The organism is uncultured Roseibium sp. (assembly GCF_947499295.1).
In the GTDB taxonomy this organism is placed as follows: domain Bacteria; phylum Pseudomonadota; class Alphaproteobacteria; order Rhizobiales; family Stappiaceae; genus Roseibium.
On sequence record NZ_CANMNP010000010.1, the window covers coordinates 40,049 to 59,871 of the forward strand.

The 19,823-nt window shown below is 52.5% G+C and carries 20 protein-coding genes; 13 read left to right on the forward strand and 7 right to left on the reverse strand.

Features of this window, described 5'->3' with window-relative positions:
* Positions 1-35 precede the first annotated feature (35 nt).
* From Q0835_RS16235 to Q0835_RS16245, 3 genes are all read left to right on the forward strand, one after another.
* Entirely contained in the window at positions 36-410 is a 375-nt protein-coding gene (locus Q0835_RS16235) for a hypothetical protein (protein ID WP_298962968.1), read from the forward strand.
* A gap of 134 nt (positions 411-544) precedes the next feature.
* Positions 545-2,047, forward strand: a complete 1,503-nt coding sequence (gene guaB, locus Q0835_RS16240) for an IMP dehydrogenase (RefSeq protein WP_298815463.1) — start codon at positions 545-547, stop codon at positions 2,045-2,047.
* A gap of 48 nt (positions 2,048-2,095) precedes the next feature.
* On the forward strand, positions 2,096-3,388 hold the full coding sequence (locus Q0835_RS16245; protein WP_298962970.1) for an RsmB/NOP family class I SAM-dependent RNA methyltransferase: 1,293 nt from the start codon (positions 2,096-2,098) through the stop codon (positions 3,386-3,388).
* A gap of 26 nt (positions 3,389-3,414) precedes the next feature.
* Here the strand turns inward: Q0835_RS16245 and Q0835_RS16250 are convergent, their stop codons facing one another.
* A complete protein-coding gene (locus Q0835_RS16250; RefSeq protein ID WP_298962972.1) occupies positions 3,415-4,554 on the reverse strand; it encodes a tetratricopeptide repeat protein in 1,140 nt (379 codons plus the stop codon).
* 261 nt (positions 4,555-4,815) lie between these two features.
* On the opposite strand from Q0835_RS16250, the gene guaA reads away from it, so the two are divergent.
* Entirely contained in the window at positions 4,816-6,390 is a 1,575-nt protein-coding gene (gene guaA / locus Q0835_RS16255) for a glutamine-hydrolyzing GMP synthase (RefSeq protein WP_298962974.1), read from the forward strand.
* 358 nt (positions 6,391-6,748) lie between these two features.
* A complete protein-coding gene (locus Q0835_RS16260) occupies positions 6,749-6,991 on the forward strand; it encodes a hypothetical protein (protein ID WP_298962976.1) in 243 nt (80 codons plus the stop codon).
* Here Q0835_RS16260 and Q0835_RS16265 read toward each other — a convergent pair.
* Positions 6,988-7,326 carry a TraR/DksA C4-type zinc finger protein gene (locus Q0835_RS16265; protein ID WP_298962978.1) on the reverse strand — a complete coding sequence of 113 codons (339 nt, stop codon included), beginning with the start codon at positions 7,324-7,326 and terminating at the stop codon, positions 6,988-6,990. The two genes, Q0835_RS16260 and Q0835_RS16265, sit on opposite strands and share 4 nt — an antisense overlap.
* A 57-nt stretch (positions 7,327-7,383) precedes the next feature.
* Entirely contained in the window at positions 7,384-8,397 is a 1,014-nt protein-coding gene (locus Q0835_RS16270; RefSeq protein ID WP_298963233.1) for a zinc-binding alcohol dehydrogenase family protein, read from the reverse strand.
* A gap of 106 nt (positions 8,398-8,503) precedes the next feature.
* On the opposite strand from Q0835_RS16270, the gene Q0835_RS16275 reads away from it, so the two are divergent.
* Complete coding sequence (locus tag Q0835_RS16275) at positions 8,504-8,908, forward strand: helix-turn-helix domain-containing protein (RefSeq protein WP_298962980.1); 405 nt, start codon at positions 8,504-8,506, stop codon at positions 8,906-8,908.
* A gap of 172 nt (positions 8,909-9,080) precedes the next feature.
* Entirely contained in the window at positions 9,081-9,458 is a 378-nt protein-coding gene (locus Q0835_RS16280) for a hypothetical protein (RefSeq protein WP_298962982.1), read from the forward strand.
* A 12-nt stretch (positions 9,459-9,470) separates the two neighbouring features.
* Here the strand turns inward: Q0835_RS16280 and Q0835_RS16285 are convergent, their stop codons facing one another.
* Positions 9,471-10,106, reverse strand: coding sequence for a MarC family protein (locus tag Q0835_RS16285; protein ID WP_298962984.1), 636 nt, complete (start codon positions 10,104-10,106; stop codon positions 9,471-9,473).
* A 218-nt stretch (positions 10,107-10,324) separates the two neighbouring features.
* On the opposite strand from Q0835_RS16285, the gene gyrA reads away from it, so the two are divergent.
* Positions 10,325-13,150 carry a DNA gyrase subunit A gene (gene gyrA, locus Q0835_RS16290; protein WP_298962985.1) on the forward strand — a complete coding sequence of 942 codons (2,826 nt, stop codon included), beginning with the start codon at positions 10,325-10,327 and terminating at the stop codon, positions 13,148-13,150.
* A 91-nt stretch (positions 13,151-13,241) separates the two neighbouring features.
* On the opposite strand, the gene Q0835_RS16295 is transcribed toward gyrA, so the two are convergent.
* Positions 13,242-13,658: a phosphopantetheine adenylyltransferase gene (locus tag Q0835_RS16295; RefSeq protein ID WP_298962987.1), complete on the reverse strand. Its 417-nt coding sequence runs from the start codon at positions 13,656-13,658 to the stop codon at positions 13,242-13,244.
* Between the two features lie 165 nt (positions 13,659-13,823).
* Between Q0835_RS16295 and coaD the strand changes: the two genes are divergently transcribed.
* The 5 genes from coaD to tgt all read left to right on the forward strand — a co-directional run bounded on the left by coaD (position 13,824) and on the right by tgt (position 17,854).
* Positions 13,824-14,330: a pantetheine-phosphate adenylyltransferase gene (gene coaD / locus Q0835_RS16300; protein WP_298815487.1), complete on the forward strand. Its 507-nt coding sequence runs from the start codon at positions 13,824-13,826 to the stop codon at positions 14,328-14,330.
* 78 nt (positions 14,331-14,408) lie between these two features.
* Complete coding sequence (locus Q0835_RS16305) at positions 14,409-14,903, forward strand: peptidylprolyl isomerase (RefSeq protein WP_298963236.1); 495 nt, start codon at positions 14,409-14,411, stop codon at positions 14,901-14,903.
* A gap of 42 nt (positions 14,904-14,945) precedes the next feature.
* Positions 14,946-15,419 carry a peptidylprolyl isomerase gene (locus Q0835_RS16310; protein ID WP_298815489.1) on the forward strand — a complete coding sequence of 158 codons (474 nt, stop codon included), beginning with the start codon at positions 14,946-14,948 and terminating at the stop codon, positions 15,417-15,419.
* 202 nt (positions 15,420-15,621) lie between these two features.
* Positions 15,622-16,695, forward strand: coding sequence for a tRNA preQ1(34) S-adenosylmethionine ribosyltransferase-isomerase QueA (gene queA / locus Q0835_RS16315; protein WP_298962989.1), 1,074 nt, complete (start codon positions 15,622-15,624; stop codon positions 16,693-16,695).
* Between the two features lie 7 nt (positions 16,696-16,702).
* The gene (gene tgt, locus Q0835_RS16320) at positions 16,703-17,854 is read left to right on the forward strand and encodes a tRNA guanosine(34) transglycosylase Tgt (protein ID WP_298962991.1); all 1,152 of its coding nucleotides are present in this window, start codon (positions 16,703-16,705) and stop codon (positions 17,852-17,854) included.
* A 45-nt stretch (positions 17,855-17,899) separates the two neighbouring features.
* Here the strand turns inward: tgt and Q0835_RS16325 are convergent, their stop codons facing one another.
* Together Q0835_RS16325 and Q0835_RS16330 are read right to left on the reverse strand one after the other, a co-directional pair.
* On the reverse strand, positions 17,900-18,334 hold the full coding sequence (locus Q0835_RS16325) for a DUF4864 domain-containing protein (protein WP_298815496.1): 435 nt from the start codon (positions 18,332-18,334) through the stop codon (positions 17,900-17,902).
* Positions 18,335-18,517: 183 nt separating this feature from the next.
* Positions 18,518-19,822, reverse strand: coding sequence for a nucleotide sugar dehydrogenase (locus Q0835_RS16330; RefSeq protein WP_298962994.1), 1,305 nt, complete (start codon positions 19,820-19,822; stop codon positions 18,518-18,520).
* Position 19,823 lies beyond the last annotated feature (1 nt).

Here is a 19,823-nt window from a genome sequence, read left to right on the forward strand (position 1 = left end):
GGTATGACTTGAATGCTCGTACGGGGTTCATATCAATGGCAAATACAGAGGACTTCAAAAGGGCCCTTCAAAAGTCATGGAGCCTTGAATCCAGTACCCTCTGGTCAGTGGATGTACCTGCCGCCGGTCAATGTGGTGTTACGGCCCTTGTTGCAAATGACATCTTGAACGCCCGGATTGTCAAAACCCGCTTTGGCCTCTCTTGGCACTTTTACAACTTGATCGACGGGCACCGATACGACTTTACGCAAAGCCAGTTCGAGTATCCGATCGTCTATGATGACATTCCAGCCTCGAGGGAAGAGGCTCTGGCCGACACGAACGCCCAGCAATATGATTATTTGCGCGAGGCAGTGATTGCTGCCCTTTTGACAGAACTGGATGGGGATAATTCTTCGGATCCAGTATGACCCTTTTCATTCTGTCACCTGCGTGTTATTGACCCGCGCCAACTTCTCCGGCACAGCCGAAGCGACTCAACCGATGCTGGCGTTCAACGAGAACGGCCGGTGTTTCAGCTATTTTTCATAAAGGGGAATTGGCCATGGCATCATTCTTTGTCCCGTCGACCGGACAGCAAGCCCTGACATTCGACGATGTTTTGCTGATACCCGGCCACTCTGAAGTCATGCCTGGTGACGTGGACCTCAGAACCAAGGTTACACGTGATCTGGAACTGAATATTCCAATTCTTTCGTCCGCAATGGACACCGTCACAGAAGGCCGGCTGGCAATCGCCATGGCGCAGGCCGGCGGCATCGGTGTCGTTCACCGCAACTTGTCTCTTGATCGGCAGGCTGAAGAAGTCCGCATGGTCAAGAAGTTCGAATCCGGCATGGTCGTCAATCCGCTTGTGATCGGGCCTGACGCTTCGTTGCAGGAAGCGCTGGATCTCATGAAACGTTTCGGGATATCGGGTGTCCCGGTTGTTGAAAACGGGGGCTCTGGCGGTCAGTCCACCGGCAAACTTGTGGGAATTCTAACGAACAGGGACGTCCGGTTCGCTTCAAATCCGAACCAGAAGATCCACGAATTGATGACAAGCGAAAACCTGGTCACTGTCAGCGACAACGTCAGTCAGGAAGACGCCAAGCGTTTGTTGCATCAAAACAGGATTGAAAAGCTTCTCGTTGTTGACGACAACCGCAATTGCATAGGACTGATCACCGTCAAAGACATGGAAAAGGCGCAGCTCAACCCCAATGCGTCGAAGGATGATCAGGGGCGGCTGAGGGTTGCTGCTGCAACAAGCGTTGGCGAAGAAGGTTTTGCACGTGCAGAACGTTTGGTCGACGCAGGCGTTGACATGCTTGTGGTGGACACGGCTCACGGTCATTCCCAGAAGGTTCTGGATATGGTTGGACAGGTCAAGAAACTGTCCAACTCCGTTCAGGTTCTTGCGGGTAATGTCGCGACTTCGGAAGCAACCCGAGCGTTGATCGACGCCGGTGCTGATGCGGTGAAAGTCGGTATTGGCCCGGGCTCAATCTGCACGACTAGGATTGTTGCCGGTGTGGGCGTTCCACAATTGACCGCAATCATGGAATCCGTCGAGGAAGCCAGCAAACAAGGCGTCCCGGTCGTCGCAGACGGCGGCATTAAGTTCTCTGGGGATCTTGCAAAAGCCATTGCTGCCGGCGCGGGCTCAGTCATGGTTGGGTCACTTCTGGCCGGAACAGAAGAAAGCCCGGGTGAAGTCTACTTGCATCAGGGCAGATCCTATAAATCTTACCGCGGCATGGGATCCGTTGGTGCGATGGCGCGTGGCTCGGCCGACCGCTATTTCCAGGCTGAAGTCCGTGACAGTCTGAAACTGGTACCTGAAGGAATTGAGGGGCAGGTTCCATATAAGGGAATGCTCGGTAGCGTGCTGCATCAATTGGCTGGCGGCTTGCGCGCTGCCATGGGTTATGTTGGCGGCAAGGACATTCTTGATTTTCAGGAAAAGGCCAGATTTGTGCAGATTTCCGGAGCCGGTTTGCGGGAAAGCCATGCACATGATGTTACGATCACGCGGGAAAGCCCGAATTATCCTTCAAATGTCTGAGCGAGCCTATCAGCTCGATAAGAGTTTTAAGAACTACAAAGGATTTGCATGAAAGACGGTGGACGCCTGGCGGCTGCAATTGAAGTGTTGCAGGAAGTCGAAACGCGGCATCGCCCCGTTCAAGCCGCACTAAGAGACTGGGGAACAGCCCACAGGTTTGCGGGGTCTGGAGACCGTACGGTGATCGGGAACCTTGTTTTTGACGCGTTACGCAACAAGGCGTCGCTCAGCGCCGTGATGCAATCAGGCGACCCGCGAGGGCTTGTCCTGGCAACCTATGTCAAATCCTGGGAAAAAGGAGTTGTCGCTCTCGAAGAGGCACTTGCCCAGGACAGACACGCGCCCGAGCCTTTGTCGGAACCTGAAAAACAACGGCTTTCAGAAGATGCAGAATTGAGCTTGTCACCTGCCGAAGCTGCAGACATACCAAATTGGTTGTGGTCCCGGTTCGAGGACAGCCTAGGTGAAAATGCCATTGCTGAAGGAAAGGCATTGGCGAGACGCGCTCCTGTCGATCTTCGCGTCAACACATTGAAATCGAACCGCGACAAGCTTCTGAAGCGTTTGGCCCATACGGGTGCAAAATCCTCGTCTTTGTCACCACTTGGCATCCGAATTGAAGCAAAACCCGGTCTGGGCCGTATGCCGCATGTCCAGGCTGAGGAAGGCTATCAAAAAGGGTGGTTTGAGTTGCAGGACGAGGCCAGCCAACTGGCCGCGTATTTGGCGAAGGCAGCGCCCGGCGAACAGGTTCTTGACTATTGTGCAGGTGGCGGCGGCAAGACGCTCGCCTTGGCTGCGAGTATGCAGAACAAGGGTCAACTCTACGCTTTTGACGCTGATCGGCTTCGGCTCGCCCCAATACATGAACGGTTGAAGCGGGCAGGCGTACACAATATCCAGGTCCGAGATCCGGCGAGCACGGATTTGACTGATCTTGAAGACCTAATGGATCTTGTGTTTATAGATGCCCCTTGCACCGGAACAGGCGTTTGGCGCAGGCGCCCTGATTCAAAATGGAAATTGTCGGAAAGAGCACTTGAAGACCGCATAAAAGATCAGCGGCATGTGCTTGAAAACGCAAAGAAATATGTCAAAACTGGCGGCCGGTTGGTATATGCGACTTGTTCTGTTCTACGCGAGGAAAATCAGTCTCAATCGGAGTGGTTCCTGAAACAGAACCCCGAATTTCAGCCTGTTTCAGCGCTCGAAATCTGGAAAGAACTGTTGCCGGAAAAGGCCTTGCCAGACCACGTGTCTGAAACCGGCTCACTCTTGCTGTCACCGCATTCGACAGGTACCGACGGTTTTTTCATTTCCGTGTTTCAGAAGCGGGCCTAGGTTCGCAACTGGAGCGCCCAAGGTTGTCATGATCGATCCTGCCGATTGAGGCCAAGAACATTTGGCATTCCATCGCCGACCGGGTTCAAGCGCGAAGTCTCTGAATTCTGCGGAGTATCGCGGCTCATATCAACGCTTTTGCTAGGAAGCCCGGATTGAGTTGCAGAGTTTTCCCGCGAAGTCTCGGGAACAACTTTTTCGGCGATCAAAGCTTCAATCAACTGCCGAACACCTGGTTCCAGCTGTTTGTTCGACGCGTGACCGGTCAACACCGATCTTGCTTCCGTTGCGTATTTTAGCGAGGCAAGTGCTGATCCCAATGCATTGAGGGGCTCTGCTGCGTCTGTATCCTCGTCATGTGCTGCCAGTGCGTAACGAAGTGCGGCAACGGGATCTCCGAGCTTTCGCGAAAGCACGCTCAGTTGCACCATGACTGGGAAGGAATGCGGATCCAGGTCCAATGCCGCTTCCGAGGCTTCTCTTGCGTCCTCGAGGGCACCTTTTCCGGAAAGCGCATCAGAAAGCACTGATAAAGGATAGGCATCGGTTTTGGAAAGCTGACTGGCCCGAACGGCTAGTTCAATGACTTCATCATAACGCTTTCTGAGCAGGAGGGTCTCCGATAGGCCGATCAAAGCGGGCACATGTTCCGGATCGACCTTCAAAGCTTTGCGATAGGCCGCGATAGACGCAGGGATGTGGCCGGTTTTGTCTTGGGTCTCAGCAAACAGGGTCAAAACAGCTGGCGTGTCAGGCAACAGTTCAACAAGCTTTCTCGCAAGTCCCTCTGCTTCCGCGGCCCGGCCTTCTTTCAACAACACCGTGGCCAGACCAAAAAGTGCGTTTCGATTGTCTTGGGCCTGTTCAAGTACGTCACGAAAATTCTGTTGTGCGTTTTCAAGATCACCCTGCAAAAGCTGGCAACTTCCAAGGCTGCCGCGCGCACCTAAATGCTCCGGTTCGGCAAACACAATTCTGCGAAGTTGCGATTGCGCTTCTTCCAGATATCCGGCTTGCAAGAGCGCAGAGGCTGTTCGATATGCGATTTCAGTATCTTGCGGCGCAAGTTCCTGTGCCTTGAGATAAGATACAAGAGCCTTGTCCAGGTTTCCAGATTGTTCAAGTGCAACAGCGTCATCAAACGCTTTACGGGCAGCTGCGGTCATATGGGTCCGGCATCCTTGAGCACCGTTTCACCACCCGGCATTGGACAGTAATGGCACGATCACTGTCCAGACTAAGTAGCCAACAGACAGGCGTCAAAACCGAATTTCAGCCGTACACAGCTTGTAGGAAGACATCGAACTTGACCTCAGGCGAAAACTCTGGCGCAGCTGTTGACGGAGGCGTCAAAAAATACTGTGAGGGATCATTTCATCCGCCGAATACGGGTTCATTTTGGAGAAAAGACCGGTTAGAAGCTGGCCATGACCCATCATCACGACCGCCTCCTCATAATCGACTTCGGTTCTCAGGTGACCCAGCTTATTGCGCGGCGCTTGCGTGAACTCAGCGTTTATTGCGAAATTCACCCTTATCAGAATGTAAGCGAGAGCTTTCTTGAGGAATTTCGCCCGAAGGCAGTGATCTTCTCCGGGGGGCCGGATTCAGTGGTAAGGGAAGGGGCTCCCCGACCACCAAGCGCGGTCTATGAGCTTGGTGTCCCGATCCTGGGCATCTGTTACGGCCAACAGGTCATGATGCAGGACCTTGGCGGCAAGGTCGAAGGTGGCAAGATTTCAGGAGGTGGCGGCACCGCTGAATTTGGTCGCGCCTTTGTCACGCCCACAAGCAGTCCACTGCCAATCCTGAAAGGCTGGTTTGCCAGTGGAAAAGAACAGGTGTGGATGAGCCACGGCGATCACGTCAGTGAACTGGCCCCAGGCTTTGAAGTGTTTGGTGTCTCGCCAAATGCGCCATTTGCCGTGACCGCCGATCAGAACCGCAACTTCTTTGCCGTGCAATTTCATCCGGAAGTTCATCACACGCCCAACGGCAAAACGCTTTATGAGAACTTCGTTCGCCTGGCAGGGTTTACCGGCGACTGGACGATGGGCGCTTACAAAGACGATGCCATCGACAAAATTCGTGAACAGGTCGGGGATAAAAAGGTCATTTGTGGGCTGTCGGGCGGTGTAGACAGTTCTGTGGCAGCAGTCCTCATTCATGAGGCGATCGGGGACCAGCTGACATGCGTCTTTGTCGACCACGGGCTCTTGCGCCAGAACGAAGCGGACGAAGTCGTTTCCATGTTCCGCGATCATTACAACATACCGCTCATACATGCAGACGAAACCGAATTGTTCCTGGGTGAGCTGGATGGCGTTTCCGATCCAGAAACAAAACGCAAGATTATTGGCAAGCTATTCATCGATGTTTTTCAAAAACACGCCAACGAGATTGAGGGCGCTGACTTTCTTGCGCAAGGGACCCTATATCCGGATGTCATCGAAAGTGTGAGTTTTTCCGGAGGCCCCTCGGTCACCATCAAGTCCCATCACAATGTCGGTGGTTTACCGGAAAAAATGGGTCTTAAACTCGTTGAGCCTTTGCGTGAACTTTTCAAGGATGAGGTGAGGGAACTCGGTCGCGAACTTGGACTTCCTGAAAGTTTTATCGGTCGTCACCCCTTCCCGGGACCAGGACTTGCAATCCGTTGCCCCGGTGAAATCACGCGCGAAAAACTGGAAATCCTGCGGAAGGCTGATGCAGTTTACATCGATCAAATCAGAAAACACGGGCTCTATGACGAAATCTGGCAGGCGTTTGTTGCCATTCTGCCGGTGCGCACAGTCGGTGTCATGGGCGACGGTCGAACCTACGATTATGCCTGTGCGCTTCGGGCCGTAACGTCGGTCGACGGAATGACGGCAGACTACTACCCGTTTGAGCATGAATTCCTTGGTGAAACCGCAACCCGTATCATCAATGAAGTCCAGGGCATAAATCGCGTAACCTATGACATCACATCGAAGCCTCCCGGAACGATCGAGTGGGAGTAACGTGCCTCAAAGCATTGAGCTGTGCATGACGGCTCTCCAAAGGCCCTGAAAACCTGAAAGCAAAGTCTTGGCGTCAAGTTGCTTGAACAGTGTTGATCAAATTGACCTCAATCCCGATTGCTCAGCGTGTGCTGCTCTTTGCTGTGTTGTGTTTGCATTCGATAAATCCGAATCCTTTGCAATAGACAAGGCCGCCGGAGAAGAGTGTCCCAACCTCGGCACCCAAGACAAATGCAGGATTTTCGACAGCAGGACAAAGCTCGGATTTGCCGGTTGTGTTTCCTACAACTGTTTTGGTGCCGGTCAGCGCGTCACCCAGGAAATCTTCAATGGAAAGTCGTGGCGGGAAAACAGCCAGTTGAAACAACAGATGGGGTCAGCTCTTTCCGTTTTGCGTCGTATCCACGAACAGCTCTCTCTATTGCGCTCCTCAAAGACGCTTCCGCTTAGCTTGGAAGAACGCAATTCAGTAGAGGCTTTGGAAAATGAGCTTTCTCGAAACGAAAAATGGACTGAGGAAGACCTGCATCTATTTCCGATTGAGCAAAGAGAAAAGGAAGTCTTCGCTTTTTTGAGCGGGCTTCGACGTCATGTCGTTTAACTGGCGCATTTGATGCAAAACGCTGCCGCTGGATCAACCGCAAGTCGCTTGGGCGAAATGTCTTCGCCGCAATCAACACAGAACCCGTAGTCGCCAACGTCCAGACGATGCAGCGCGGCGTCGATACTTTGTATTTGCGCACGCCGCTGACGCTCGGAAGCCTGCGCCATTGCTTGTCCCTGAAGTGCATCCATGCGCGACAACCGGCCAACTGATTGTTGATCCAGTGTTACCGGCGCACGTGCCTCTTCTGAGATTTCGCTAAGTGCTTCCAGTTCAGCTTTCAGCGACTGCAGTTTGGCACGCACGGCGCTTTCATCAATCGGCATCGTCATCCTCCGCAAATGAGGATGACGAATGCGATTGTTGTTCGCAAGGTCGAAGGGGCGTTGTCAGAAATCTTCGAGAACGATTTTACCAACGGTCTTTTGGCTCTCGATCTGTTGATGCGCTTTTCGCAAATTTTCTGCACTAATTGGTGAAACAGCGTCTGACAAAGTGGTGCGAACACGTCCCTGATCGACAAGATCAGCAACTTTGGTCAGCAACTTCCCTTGTGCATCCATGTCCGCCGTCTGAAACATCGACCGTGTAAACATGAACTCCCAATGGATCGAAACCGCCTTTTGCTTGAAAGGCATAATGCTGAAAGTCTCCGGATCGTCTATCAGCAGGAACCTGCCTTGTGGAGCAATCGTTTCAGCGAGATCTTCAAGATGTTGCTCAGTGTGCGTTGTTGAAAAAACCAGGCCAGGTGCATCTAGTCCCAACTCTTCAAACTGAGGCGCCAGTTTCTGAGAATGGTCTAAGACGTGATGAGCACCCAGTGTCTTGACCCAGGATTGGCTTGCTGAACGTGAAGCTGTTGCGATCACGTTCAAATCCGTTAACTGGCGCGCGAGCTGGATTGCGATTGATCCGACGCCACCAGCACCGCCTACAATAAGGAGACTTCCTGCGCCATTGCCGACTTTATCCTGCACCTTAAGGCGATCGAACAAGGCTTCCCACGCAGTAATGGTCGTTAATGGCAAAGCCGCCGCTTCGGCAAAGCCAAGAGACTTCGGCTTTCTGCCAACGATCCGCTCGTCAACGAGATGAAACTCCGAATTTGTGCCCGGCCGTGTAATATCACCAGCGTAGTAGACCTCGTCACCGGGCGAAAAGTCATTAACGTCCGAACCGACTTCGGCAACCACACCTGCAGCGTCGTAACCCAACACGATCGGTTCACCGTTTTCAGATTGCCGCCGCATACGCACTTTGGTGTCGACAGGGTTGATTGCGACAGCCCTGATTTCGACCAGCAAATCTCGTCCTTGGGCAGTTGGCTTTGGCAGATTGAATTCTTCCAATGACTTTTGATCATTCACTGGCAGCGAAGTTGTGTAGCCGATGGCACGCATGTCGTTTTCTCCATATTTGCGTACCGGCCAAATTGGACATAATCTAAACTCACGCAAGTATGTACAATTTGGACACATACTGACCGGAACAGTAGATAGTGACAAAATGGATACTATAAACAAGCCGAAAGATAATGGGTCGAAAAGCAGCTATGACTGTCACCCGGGATGTGCAGTCGAGGCAGCACTTAGCCTCATCGACGGAAAGTGGAAAGGTGTGATCCTTTTCCTGCTGCTTGATCGGGACGTCATGCGTTTCAACGAATTCCAAAAGGCATTGCCAAACATCACGCAAAGAGTACTTACATCGCAACTGCGAAGCATGGAGGCAGATGGTCTGATCGATCGTACGGTCTACCCGGTGGTGCCGCCAAAGGTAGAGTACCGCCTGACCGAACTCGGCCTGTCGCTTGAACCTGTTGTCAAATCACTCGCGGAATGGGGGAACGGTCACAAAGAGCTTTGGCCATTGGGGTTCAAGCGCGACAGCCATTTGCAAAACACGAGATAGTTTTTCTGAATATGCAGGTTTGAATATATCGCACGAGCTTTCGTGCCGTAAAAAATGGGAGCCACTGAGGGGCTCACACTTCAACATTGCCTATGACGCAATCTTTATTTTGTCTCAGCGAAAAACCGTTGCAAGGATGGCGGTCAAAGATCTGTTTTCGGAGTACAAAGTCATGCAAAAAAGCTTGAAACCACTGTCATGTGCGGCACTTGTGCTTGCATCCTTGATGGCTGGCAATGCTGTTGCAGGTGACGTGAAGATCGTTGGAGCTGAAGCAAGGGCGTCGGGTGACAGCTGGACCTTTTCCGTCACACTAGAGCATGATGACACGGGCTGGGATCACTATGCCGATCTTTGGCAGGTATTCACACCGGACGGCGACCTTCTGGGAGAACGTGTTCTCCATCATCCCCATGTGGATGAGCAACCCTTCACCAGATCATTGTCAGGTGTCAAAGTCCCTGAGGGTATCAACGAAGTCGTCATCAAGGCGAGGGATAGCGTTCATGGTGTTTCAGCTCAGGAATTCAGGATCACACTCAAGCCATGAACCGTCTAACTGCTAACCCTGAATAAATGCGAGAATACCGTCGGCAACGAATTGAACGGACAATGCAGCAAGCAATACCCCGAGCAGCCGTGTGATAACCAACTGTGCGGTGTCCCCTAAAAGGCGTTCAATTTTGTCAGCCAGCAGGAAAGCGCCCAGACAGCTCAACAAAATAATGGCTATGACACCGCCAAGGCCTGCATAAGTCAGTGTGTCCGGTGCCTGACTGGACAACAGAATAATCGCAGATATTGCAGCAGGTCCGGCAATCAGTGGTATGGCAAGCGGAAAAATTGCCAGCTCGTGGATGGAACCCTGATGCGTCTCCGCCTCCATGGCCTTTTCGGCAGTTTCCGATTTGCGCTGCTGCCTTTTGCCAAAAATCATCTCAATTGCGATCAGGAACAACAAGATACCACCTGCAACGCGGAATGCGGAAACAGAAATGCCAAGTACATTGAGAACAGTTTGACCTGACGCATAAAACACCAGCAGGATTGCTGCCGCGGTAAGTGTTGCTCTGATGGCAACCCTGCGCCTGTCCGCTTGGCTCATACCGGCAGTGATTGCCAGAAACATCGGGGCCAAACCTACCGGGTCAATGGTGACGAACAAGGTCGCAAAAGCATTGATATAATAGTCCATCATTCCCCATTCCCCGGACATTCAATCTGGCCTGATTTCTGTCTTACTACAGGGGATTGGTGACCGCGACGACCCACATCGGCGAAATCATTTTTCGACCCTGTGTATACTGTCTGTAAGTAACTGTTTTTGTTGCTTTTTAACTCTGACGCAAAACAGTCATTTATTTGGTTCTGATGATTGAATCGGATATAAAAGACGCAGCAATAACAATTAAATGAGTGTCTTCCTTGGCCGACCAGGACAACAGCACCCCTTCGGACGGATTTTCGTCCGATATCAAACCGGTTTCCATTGTCGACGAAATGAAGAGCAGCTACCTCGATTACGCGATGAGCGTGATCGTATCGCGTGCGCTTCCTGATGTCAGAGACGGACTAAAGCCGGTGCATCGGCGCATCCTCTATTCGATGCACGAGAATGGCTATGAGTGGAACAAGCCATACCGCAAGTCGGCGCGCGTGGTCGGTGACGTCATGGGTAAATATCACCCACATGGCGACAGCGCGATTTACGATGCATTGGTTCGCATGGCGCAGAATTTTTCTCTGCGCCTGCCGTTGATAGACGGACAAGGCAACTTCGGATCGATTGACGGCGACCCGGCGGCAGCTATGCGCTACACGGAATGCCGGCTGGAAAAGGTGGCCCACAGACTCCTTGACGATATCGACAAGGAAACCGTCGACTTTCAGGAAAACTATGACAATTCCGAAAGCGAACCGGTTGTCCTGCCGGCAAAATTTCCAAACCTTCTTGTCAACGGTGCCGGCGGTATTGCAGTCGGCATGGCCACGAACATTCCACCGCACAACCTGGGAGAAGTCATCGACGCTGCCATTGCCATAATGGAAAATCCGGCGATGTCGCTGGAGGAGTTGATGCAGATCGTGCCCGGCCCGGACTTCCCGACTGGCGGTATGATTCTTGGGCGTTCAGGTATCCGCAATGCCTATGAAAGTGGGCGCGGCTCTGTCGTCATGCGGGCAAAGGTGGATATCGAGGAGGTCCGCAAGGACCGCAACGCTTTGATCGTCACGGAAATTCCGTATCAGGTCAACAAATCGACCATGATTGAGAAGATTGCTGAGCTCGTGCGCGACAAGCGCATTGAGGGCATTTCCGATATCCGGGACGAAAGCGACCGCTCCGGCATGCGGGTCGTTATTGAACTCAAGCGAGATGCGGTCCCGGATGTTGTCCTGAACCAGCTCTATCGCTTCAGTCAGCTGCAAACGTCCTTTGGCGCCAATATGGTGGCACTCAATGGCGGCAAGCCGGAGCAGATGAACCTGTCCGACATGTTGCATGCCTTTGTCGCTTTCCGCGAAGAGGTCATACAGCGCAGGACGCGTTATCTCCTCAAGAAAGCGCGCGATCGTGCGCATATCTTGGTTGGTCTGGGTATCGCTGTTGAAAACATCGACGAGGTCATCAAGCTGATCCGGGCTGCACCCGATCCGGCGACTGCTCGGGCCCAGTTGATGGAACGAAACTGGCCGGCACGTGACGTGGAAGCGTTGATCCGCTTGATCGATGATCCCCGCCACATGGTTCAGGAAGATGGTACCTACAAACTGTCTGAAGAACAGGCCAGAGCCATTCTCGAGCTCAGACTCCAGCGCCTGACGGCAATGGGCCGCGACGAAATTGAGGAAGAGCTGAACAAGATTGGTGCAGAAATTTCCGATTTTCTCGACATCCTGCGCTCGCGTGCGCGTATTCAGGATATCGTCAGAACGGAAATGCTTGAGATCAAGGAAGAATTCGCGACGCCGCGACGGACGGAAATTGTCGAAGGCGGCGCGGATTTCGACGACGAAGACCTGATCCAACGCGAAGATATGGTCGTGACCGTTTCTCACAGCGGATATATCAAGCGAGTTCCTTTGGCCACCTATCGTGCACAACGACGCGGCGGCAAAGGCCGATCCGGAATGGCAACAAAGGAAGAGGATTTCGTCACCCGTCTTTTCGTTGCGAACACCCATACACCGGTGCTCTTCTTCTCGTCACGCGGCATTTGTTACAAGATGAAGGTCTGGCGACTACCTCTTGGAAGCCCAACCTCGCGAGGCAAGGCACTCGTCAATATGCTGCCTCTCGCGCAGGGCGAACAGATTACGTCGATACTTCCATTGCCAGAGGACGAAGACAGCTGGGCCAATCTTGATGTTATGTTTGCAACGGTGCGAGGCACCGTCCGGCGTAACAAGCTTTCTGACTTCGTCAACATCAACCGAAATGGCAAGATTGCCATGAAGCTGGAGGACGGCGACGGTATTGTCGGTGTCGACACCTGTTCCGAACACGACGATGTCATGCTGACCACCAATTATGGCCAGTGCATCCGTTTCCCGGCTACTGACGTGCGCGTCTTTGCCGGCAGAAACTCAGTTGGTGTTCGAGGCATCAGGCTTGCGGATGGCGACTGCGTCATATCAATGCAGATCCTGCACCATATCGATGTCGATGCGGAAGAGCGCGCCGCCTATCTCAAGCTTTCTCGCGCTATGCGCGGTGAAGCGGACGAAAATGCGAATGGAGCGGATGAGGACGGTGTTGTCGCCGGTGAGCTGCCTCAAGAACGGTACGCTCAAATGAGCGCAGCTGAACAGATCATTCTAACCATTTCCGAAAACGGCTACGGCAAACGGACTTCGTCATTTGAATACCGCGTTACCGGCCGTGGCGGCAAGGGCATCACGGCGATGGCCGTCAACAACAGAAATGGTGGATTGATCGCATCCTTCCCGGTGGAGGAAAGCCATCAGATAATGCTTGTCACAGATGGCGGTCAGTTGATCCGGTGTCCTGTAGATGGCATTCGCATCGCGGGCAGGGCAACACAAGGTGTCATTGTCTTCAAGACCGCTGACGATGAAAAGGTAGTGGCTGTTGAAGGGATTTCGGAAGTCGATGAAGAAGACGTCATCGAAGAAGAAGTAGAAGGCGCCGAAAACGGAGAAAACAGCGAAGACAGTGCTAAATCCGCGGACACTGATGACAGCTCTCCAGATCCGGAAGGAACTCCGCCGGAAAGCTGATAGAGCCAAACAATCGCCTAAAACGACAACAGCGGCCAGGGTGGAACCTGAGCCGCTGTTTGCCGTAGGGGAGGGAGGTCTTTGGTAAGACTTAGTTTGCCGTCGGGTAACGGGCCAAAATTGTTTCGTTTACGGATGGTGTCTGTTTCTCAACAGTAACGAAAGAAACGTTGCGGACCTTGCTTGCGCCGGTCAATTCCGCCGCGCAGTCTTCTGTCCAGGCACCCCATGCCTGAGTTTCACAGCCATTGGCTGATTGGGTAATTGCTGCACGATCACCTTTCGTGGCCATCATGCCTTGAGTTGCCAGGCTGTTCAGGTCCTGAGCCTGCGAGGCATTGCTCGGGTGCATCGTCATTACGCCCGCTGCAATCATCGTCAGCAACGCCAGCGTAAAGATGGCAACCATTTTGAAGTTGGCCACCGGATCAACGGCCCTGGCCTGAATAATAAATGACTTTGCCGCGCTATGGTCTGCGGTTCGGTCAATTGTTTCGTAGCTCCTCATTGTCTTGGCTCCTGCTCACGCCATCTGTTTTCGATGAAGCCACTTTGCCTCATGGAAGAAAAGACGGATGTGATGACCGTCACAAAATGTCAGTTGCCCGCAAAAATTCGAATGTACTTGGGCTTTGGCTTGTGAGCGGAGAATTGGCGGAGTATTGAAGATGCCATGACTCGTATAGCGCTTTATCCCGGTTCGTTTGATCCGGTCACAAACGGCCACATGGATATTCTACGCCAGGCACTCGCCTTGGCCGACAAGGTGGTGGTGGCTATTGGGATCCATCCCGGCAAAACCCCTCTTTTCTCTTTCGAAGAACGCGTTGAGCTGCTCCATGCGTCTGCAAGAGTTGAATTCAGTCCCGAGGAAACGGCGCGGATTGAAGTGATTTCATTTTCCGATCTGGTGATTAACACTGCAAGAACGCAAGGCGCGGCCTATCTTGTGCGTGGTCTTCGAGACGGAACCGACCTTGACTATGAGATGCAAATGGCAGGCATGAACGGCACGCTTGAGCCGGGGATCAAGACGGTCTTTTTGCCTGCATCACCGGCAGTGCGCCACATCACGGCCACGTTAGTGCGTCAAATCGCAAAAATGGGCGGAGAAATCTCCGCGTTTGTACCGGAGCCTGTTGCCGAGCCTCTCAGACATCGGGCATTACCCGGTTCATGATTGAAATTTCTCTGACCTGAACCTTAGGAGTCTCCAGTGTCACGATTGTTTACAGTTTTCGCCGTTCTGGCGTCGTTTCTGATCCTGCCGGTTTTCGGTGCCCAGGCGGCAGATCCCGAGAACACCCTTTACCTCGACCTGAAAGATGGACGGGTTACGATCGAGCTTCGGCCGGACGTTGCCCCCAACCACGTTGAGCGCATCAAGCAATTGACACGCGATGGTTTCTACGACGGCATCGTCTTTCACAGGGTGATTGATGGGTTCATGGCCCAAACCGGTGATCCGACTGGAACCGGAAGTGGGGGATCGAATCTTCCCGACATAGCAGCTGAATTCAGCAATGCATCTTTCAAACGCGGCACGCTTGGCATGGCTCGTGCCTCAGATCCAAACAGCGCCAACTCGCAATTCTTCATCATGTTCAACGATGGCGGCTGGTTGAACGGACAATACACCGTATTCGGTGAAGTCGTTGATGGCATGGATGTCGTTGACAAGATCACCCGCGGCGAACCGCCCGCAAACCCGGATAAAATCATCAAAATGCAGGTCGCCGCTGACGCCGGCTAGCCTTCTCAACAACGCCTTTTTAGGACTCAAGGAGCGAATTAAATGGCTGAAATCAAAGATGCCGAAAACACGTTGATCATGGAAACCAACCAGGGTCAGGTTGTTATAGAACTGAAACCCGACCTTGCACCGACACATGTCGCTCGGATCAAGGAACTTGTCCGCGAAGGCTTTTATGACGGCATCGTGTTTCACCGTGTCATTGATGGTTTCATGGCCCAGACCGGTTGTCCGCAAGGAACAGGAACTGGCGGTTCAGGTCAAAAACTGAAGGCCGAGTTCAGCCAGGAAAAACACATCCGCGGCACATGTTCCATGGCACGTGCCATGGATCCCAACTCCGGCGACAGCCAGTTTTTCATCTGCTTTACCGACGCACCCTGGCTTGATGGTCAGTACACGGTTTGGGGTGTCGTGATCGACGGTATGGACAATGTCGACAAGATCAAGCGCGGCGAACCTGTGGTCGATCCCGACAATATCGTTTCTTTGAAGGTCGCGGCCGACGCGGCCTGACTCAAAATTTTCCAGGTATAGCGATCGAAACGGCGCGGCAAAATTTGTCGCGCCGTTTTGGGTGGTGCCGTATTTGGGCTCCTTGAGTTGACCGGATCCCGATCGCCCTTTATGAGCCGCTGACCTGATCCTGTCCCGTTCACTTCAATCAGAGCTGTTCTCGTATTTCGGCAGCTTAATACCAGCGAAAAACCTGAGCGTTATGCGTGTTGATACTTTTGATTTTGACCTCCCAAACGAGCGGATCGCATTGCGCCCGGCAAGGCCACGAGATTCAGCGCGTATGCTCGTAGTCAAGCCAGGTGAGTACGATCCGCTAACCGACAAGGGTATAAGGGATCTGACCAGTATTTTAGAGCCCGGTGATGCCCTCGTGTTCAACGATACCCGGGTCATTCCTGCGCAACTTGAAGGAACGCGCTTGCGTGGTGATATCAGCGCTGGAGTGGGTGCAACGCTTCACATGCGGACCGGTTCAAGCAGCTGGAAGGCTTTTGTCCGTCCTGCAAAGAAGCTTCAGGTTGGCGACACCATCCTATTCGAAGGATTTGGAGCAAGACTGACTGCTGAAGTCGCTGAAAAATCTGATGGTGGCGAAGTTCTTTTGGTTTTTGACCAAGATGGCCCCGCACTTGATGCGGCAATCGCAGCTGTCGGGCACATTCCTCTTCCACCTTACATCGCACAAAAACGTGGCGAAGATGAACAGGATCGCAAGGACTACCAGACAATTTTTGCCGAAAAGGATGGCGCCGTTGCGGCCCCGACGGCCGGCCTGCATTTTACTTCGGACCTTCTTCAGGCTTTGACACAGCATGGGGTGGAACAGCACTGCGTAACGCTGCATGTCGGTGCAGGAACGTTTCTTCCAGTTAAGGCAGAGGACACCAACGACCACAAGATGCACGCCGAGTGGGGAGAAATCTCAGAAGATACCGCAGAGGCGCTAAGGGCGGTGAAAGCACGCGGCAACAAGGTCGTAAGTGTCGGAACAACATCACTGCGGATTCTGGAGAGCTCTGCTCAAATCACTGGTGAAATCACGGCGTTTGCCGGCGAAACAGCAATCTTTATCACTCCGGGTTATCGCTTCCTCGCAATTGATGCTCTCATGACCAATTTCCATCTTCCGCGATCCACGTTGTTCATGCTTGTGTCAGCGTTTTCCGGACTTGAGACAATGCGCGCTGCATATCAACACGCGATCGAACATGAATACCGCTTCTATAGCTATGGCGACGCCTCACTGCTGTTCCCACAGCACGGCGCGGTTTAGGAAAATCATGACCGAGCAGAACAAAAAGTTTGGTTTCAAGCTGATCTCAACCGACGGGATGGCACGCCGGGGAGAAATAACAACGCCCCATGGAGTGGTTCGCACACCCGCCTTTATGCCCGTTGGCACACAGGCAACGGTGAAGGCAATGTATCCTGAACAGGTTCGCGAAACCGGTTCGGATGTTGTTCTTGGCAACACCTATCACTTGATGCTTCGACCATCGGCCGAGCGGGTCGAAAGACTTGGTGGATTGCACAAGTTCATGAACTGGCCGCACACCATCCTGACAGACAGTGGCGGATTTCAGGTGATGTCTCTCGCACAATTGCGCAAACTGGATGAGGATGGTGTCCGGTTTCAAAGCCACATTGATGGTTCCAGGCATCACCTGACACCGGAGCGCTCGGTCGAGATACAGGGCTTGCTTGGTTCAGATATTCAGATGCAGCTTGATGAGTGCATCAAGCTTCCAAGCCCGAAAGAAGAAGTTCAGCGCGCCATGGAACTGTCTCTGAGATGGGCAGAACGTTCTCGCAGGCAATTTGAAGACATGAACGGTCCACACAAGGGGCAAGGGCTGTACGGGATCGTGCAAGGTGGTGACCAACCTGACCTGCGTATCCGGTCCGCGCAGGAACTGGGAAAAATACCGTTTGAAGGGTTTTCCGTTGGCGGACTTGCTGTAGGAGAGCCACAAGAAGTCATGTTGAGCATGCTCGACATTACAACACCAGTCATGCCGATTGATAAGCCTCGGTACCTCATGGGTGTGGGCACGCCTGATGATCTTCTTGAAAGTGTCAAACGCGGTATCGATCAGTTCGATTGCGTCATGCCAACACGGGCAGGCCGACATGGCTTGGCCTATACCCGTTTCGGCAAGGTCAATCTGAAAAACGCGCGTCACCAAGACGACCCGAGACCCCTAGATGAAGAGAGCAGCTGTCCTGCATCAAGCACTTACAGCAGGGCCTATCTGCATCACCTTGTTCGCTCTGGCGAGGGGCTCGCGGGCATGCTGTTGACCTGGAACAACATTGCTTACTACCAACAGCTTATGCAGGGCATGCGCGATGCCATTGAATCTGGACGTTTTGACGACTTTTATTCAAAAACCAAAGAGGATTGGGCACGGGGAGATATTCCCGCACTCTAGAGCGGCGTTTTTGGAACGACAGTAAAGCGCTTTTATCAAACGAGGCTAAGCCGAAATACCGTCAGATTTGGTCAGGTAGCAGCCTGATATGCGCCAAGAGCCGTCATCCTGTTTTTCGAAACTATACAGCGCGAGCCAGTTTTTGCCCTTGGGCCCAGTTACATAGACCTCCTGGGTCGGTCCCAACTTCGTCATCTTGGATTGTCCGAAAGTAACACTCTTGGGTCGATACACCGGTTGATATCCCTGACGTACCATTTCCATGAAAAATTCAGGTGTCTGGAATTGTTGCTGAAGGGAATTTGTCGCGAAAGAGAACGCCGCTTTGGCATTTCCGGAGGCAAAGGCTGTCATCTGGTTCTTGATGATTTTTTGCAATATGCCACTGTCTGGCGCTTCCTCGGCCTGCGCGCCACCCAGACACAAAAAAACGCCAAGACCCGCAGCTGCAACTGTCTTCCAGAAATGAGTTTGAGCCATGATCGGTGTCTCCTTTTCTGAACCCGATCAGTATACGGCGCATTTGTTTAACCAGATCGCAAAATGAGAGTAATCCCCGACGTCAACAGGCAGACTTCTTTTGCCAAAAACGAAACAATAGTCATACAAGTGTCAATAAATTACAGATTTTACTCAGTTTCTGATCTAAAAAAGCTTGAAAAATCAAAGACGCCACAGCGTGACGTTGTCGGGCACGGTTTCGCGATCAAGAACAGCCGGTATGTCCGCCACAAGGCCACTGCCGTTCATAAGAACTGAAGTGGCCATTTGCCAGCTGCCATCACCTTGTAAAAATTGACTATGCGGAACTGCCAGAACCACCACGTGTGATTCTCGTAACTGCTCAAGATCGCTCAAGTTGATCCCATACTCCTCTTTAACCTGATCATGGTCGGCAAGCGGATCGTGGACGAGGACCTCGGCGCCGAACTTCTCAAACTCGTGGATCAGGTCGACCACCTTTGAGTTTCGAGTATCTGGAACATCAGCCTTGTAGGTAATTCCGAGAACGGCAATTTTCAGCGGCATTGGCTGACCAAGTTTAACGCTTTCCTGAATAACTTTCCCGGCAACAAATCCAGGCATCGCTTCATTGGTGCCTCGACCGGCCAGGATCACTTGCGGTGTCATGCCGATTTCATGTGCTTTGTGGGTCAGGTAATAGGGGTCAACCCCAATACAGTGACCACCGACCAGTCCAGGCTGAAACGGCAGAAAGTTCCATTTCGTTGCGGACCCAGCCAACACATCTCGAGTGTCGATCCCTATCTGGTGAAACATCATCGACAATTCATTCATCAATGCGATGTTCAAATCGCGCTGAGTGTTTTCGATCACCTTTGATGCTTCCGCCACCTTGATGGAAGGAGCTTTGTGAATGCCGGCGCTGACGACGCTGCCATAGAGGTCTGCAAGCAGCTCTGTTGCTGCTTCTGAAGATGCGGAAACGATCTTGGTTATGTCAGCAAATCCACGCTGGCCGTCGCCGGGGTTTATTCGTTCGGGAGAATAACCAACTTCAAATCCGTCACGCACTGTCAGCTTTGAAACGCGTTCGAGCAGGGGCACGGCAACCTCTTCGGTTGCTCCAGGAAAAACTGTCGATTCAAAAACGACTATTGAGCCGCGTTTCATGTTGCGACCGACCGTTTCCGCTGCACTCTTGAAAGGTGTCAAATCCGGTCGTTTTGCGTCATCCACCGGTGTGGGGACTGCAACAATGAAGACTTCGCAGTGTTTCAGTGAATTCTCGTCTGAGGAAAAAGACAGGCAGTCTTGATTGAGTTCTTCTGCAGAAACCGAGGCTGTACTGTCGTGTCCGGCTATCAACTCATCAAGCCTGCTCTGGCTGATATCAAATCCAAGAACATCATAGCCTTTCCCAGCAAAGGCAACTGCCACCGGTAGGCCGACATATCCGAGACCGATCACGGCTATCTTGAGCTGGGAAAGATTACTACTGGTCATG